Annotated in this window: 1 protein-coding gene and 1 pseudogene; both read left to right on the top strand. The window is 74.3% G+C overall.

Translation table 11 applies throughout. The features are described from left to right. A partial coding sequence (locus K377_RS40810) for an acyl carrier protein (RefSeq protein WP_161195016.1) occupies positions 1-443 on the top strand: 443 nt, incomplete at its 5' end. A gap of 86 nt (positions 444-529) precedes the next feature. After that, positions 530-3,059, top strand: a pseudogene (locus K377_RS40805) (type I polyketide synthase); the annotation flags it as partial.

Here is a 3,059-nt window from a genome sequence, read left to right as displayed (position 1 = left end):
CCGCGCCCGCCGAGACCGCCGAGGACGCACCGGCCGACGGGCGACAGCCCGATTCACGCGCGGCGCGGCTCGATTCGCCCGCCGCGGTCCTGGCCCTGGTCTGCGACGAGACGGCGGCCCTGCTGCGCACCAAGGGATCGGCGCTGACCGGAACGGACCTCCAGGCGCGGTCGGCCGAGACCTTCAAGGCCCTCGGCTTCGACTCCTCGCTGGCGGTGGAGCTGCGCAACCGGCTCAACGCGGCGGCCGGCGTGCGCCTCCCGGCGACCATCGCCTTCAGCCGCCCCACCGCCCGGGAACTCGCCCTCCACCTGCACTCCCTCCTCGAACCGCAGCCGTGCGACGGCCCGGAGCCGGAGCCGGACCCGGTGGTGGCGGCCGACGACCTGGTGGACCGCAGCGACGACGATCTCTACGCCCTGATCGACCGCGGATACGTCTAGGCCGTACCGGCCGTGTCCGCAGCCGCGTGGGCTCCGTACGCCCGCGCCCGCACCTTTCTGACATGCAACTTGTTCCGTTGAGGGAGGCCCTGGTGGAGGAAGTCGACAAGCTCCGGTCCTACTTGCGACGCGCCGTCGGCGACGCGCAGGAGCTGCGCGAGCGGGTGCGCGAGCTGGAGGAGTCCGCACGCGAACCCATCGCCGTCGTCGGCGTGGGATGCCGCTTCCCGGGCGGCGCGACCTCCCCCGAAGCGCTCTGGGACCTCGTCTCCCGCGGCGTGGACGCCATGGGCGGCTTCCCGGCGGATCGCGGCTGGGACATCGAGGGGCTCTACGACCCGGACCCCGAGGCGCACGGCAAGACGTACACGCGCTCGGGCGGATTCCTGGACGGCCTGGCCGACTTCGACGCGTCGTTCTTCGGCATCAGCCCCCGCGAGGCGCTGGCCATGGACCCGCAGCAGCGGCTGATGCTGGAGACGTCGTGGGAGGCCCTGGAGCGCGCGGGCATCGACCCGGAATCCCTGCGCTCCACGGCGACCGGGGTGTTCACCGGCCTCTACGACGTCGACTACGGTCCGCGGGTCGGCGGCGGCGCGGCCGGTGAGGTCGAGGGGTTCCGGCTCACCGGCACCTACCTCAGCGCGGCCTCCGGCAGGGTCGCCTACACCCTGGGACTGCACGGCCCGGCCGTGTCGACGGACACCGCCTGCTCGGCCTCGCTCGTCGCCGTCCACCAGGCCGTACGGTCGCTGCGCTCCGGCGAATGCTCGATGGCGCTGGCCGGCGGCGTCTCGGTGATGCCGACGCCCGGCATGTTCGTGGAACTCGCCCGCCAGCGCGGCCTGTCGGAGGACGGCCGGTGCAAGGCGTTCGCCGACGCGGCGGACGGCACCGGCTTCTCCGAGGGCGCGGGTGTCCTGGTCCTGGAACGGCTGTCGGACGCGCGGCGCAACGGCCACCACGTGTGGGCCGTCATCCGGGGCAGCGCCGTCAACCAGGACGGCGCGTCCAACGGCCTGAGCGCCCCGAACGGCCTGGCCCAGCAGCGCGTCATCCGCGCCGCCCTGGCCGACGCAGGCCTGAGCACCGGCGACGTGGACGCCGTGGAGGCGCACGGCACCGGCACCCGGCTCGGCGACCCCATCGAGGCCGAGGCCCTGCTCGCCACCTACGGCCAGGAACGGCAGGGCGGCGACCCGCTGTGGCTGGGCTCGTTGAAGTCGAACATCGGCCACACGCAGGCGGCCGCCGGGGTCGGCGGCCTGATCAAGATGGTCATGGCGATGCGGCACGGTGTGCTGCCCGCGACGCTGCACGTGGACCGCCCGTCCTCGCACGTCGACTGGGAGTCCGGCGCCGTCGAACTGCTCACCGAGACCCGCGAATGGACCACGCCCGAGGACCGGCCCCGCCGCGCGGGCGTCTCCGGGTTCGGCATCAGCGGCACCAACGCCCACGTGATCCTCGAACAGGCCCCCGCGCACGCGAGCGCCGAGGACACCCCGCGGCCCCGCACCGCCTCCGGCCCCTCGGTGCCCTGGGTGCTGTCGGCCCGCTCCGAGCAGGCCCTGCGCCGGCAGGCGGAGCGGCTGCACGACGCCGTCGCCGCCGACCCGGACACACCGGCCGAGGCCGTGGGCCACGCCCTGGTGACGACCCGTTCCCGCTTCGACCACCGCCACGTCGTCATCGGCGCCGGCCGGGAGGACCTCCTCGCCGCGCTGGCCGCCGTCGCCGCGGGCGACGAACCCGGCACCGGCGCGGTGTCCGGTGTCGCGCGGCCGGTCGGCAGGACCGTCTTCGTCTTCCCCGGCCAGGGCGGCCAGTGGCTCGCCATGGGCCGGGAGCTGTACGAGACGTCGCCGGTGTTCGCCGACCGACTGCGCGCCTGCGACGAGGCGTTGAAGCCGTGGATCTCCTGGCCGCTGATCGACACCGTGTGCGGCGGGCCCGACGCGGCCGACCTCGCGGACATCGACGTCGTCCAGCCCGCGCTGTTCGCGGTGATGGTGTCCCTGGCCGAGGTGTGGCGCTCGCTCGGCGTGACACCGGACGTGGTGATCGGCCACTCCCAGGGCGAGATCGCCGCCGCCCACATCGCGGGCGCCCTCACGCTCCAGGACGCCGCCAAGATCGTGGCCCTGCGCTCCCGGCTCCTCGCCACGGTCACCGGGCAGGGCGCCATGGCGGGAATCCTGCTGCCGCAGCAGCGCGTGCGGGAACTGCTGGCGGGCAAGGAGTCCAGGATCGGGATCGCCGCGGTCAACGGGCCCAACGCGACGACGGTCTCGGGCGAGACCGACGCGGTCGAGGAACTGATCGCGCTCTGCCAGGCCGAAGGCGCCCGCGCCCGCGCCATCAAGTCCAGCGTCCCGGGCCACTCCCCGCTCATGGACCGCTTCGACGGCCGGCTCCAGGCGGAGCTGGGCGAGGTCACCCCGCTGCCCACAGCCGTGACGATCTACTCGACCGTGACCGGCGACGTGATCGACCCCGCCGCGCTCGACACCGGCTACTGGTACCGCAACCTGCGCGAACCGGTCCAGTTCGGCACCGCCATGGGGCGCCTGGTCGAGCGCGAGCGCGACAGCGTCGCCATCGAGGTCAGCCCGC

The organism is Streptomyces sp. PsTaAH-137 (assembly GCF_003259365.1).
In the GTDB taxonomy this organism is placed as follows: Bacteria; Actinomycetota; Actinomycetes; order Streptomycetales; family Streptomycetaceae; genus Streptomyces.
Note: the sequence above shows the minus strand (reverse complement) of the source record. Positions and strands in the feature narration are given on the sequence as shown.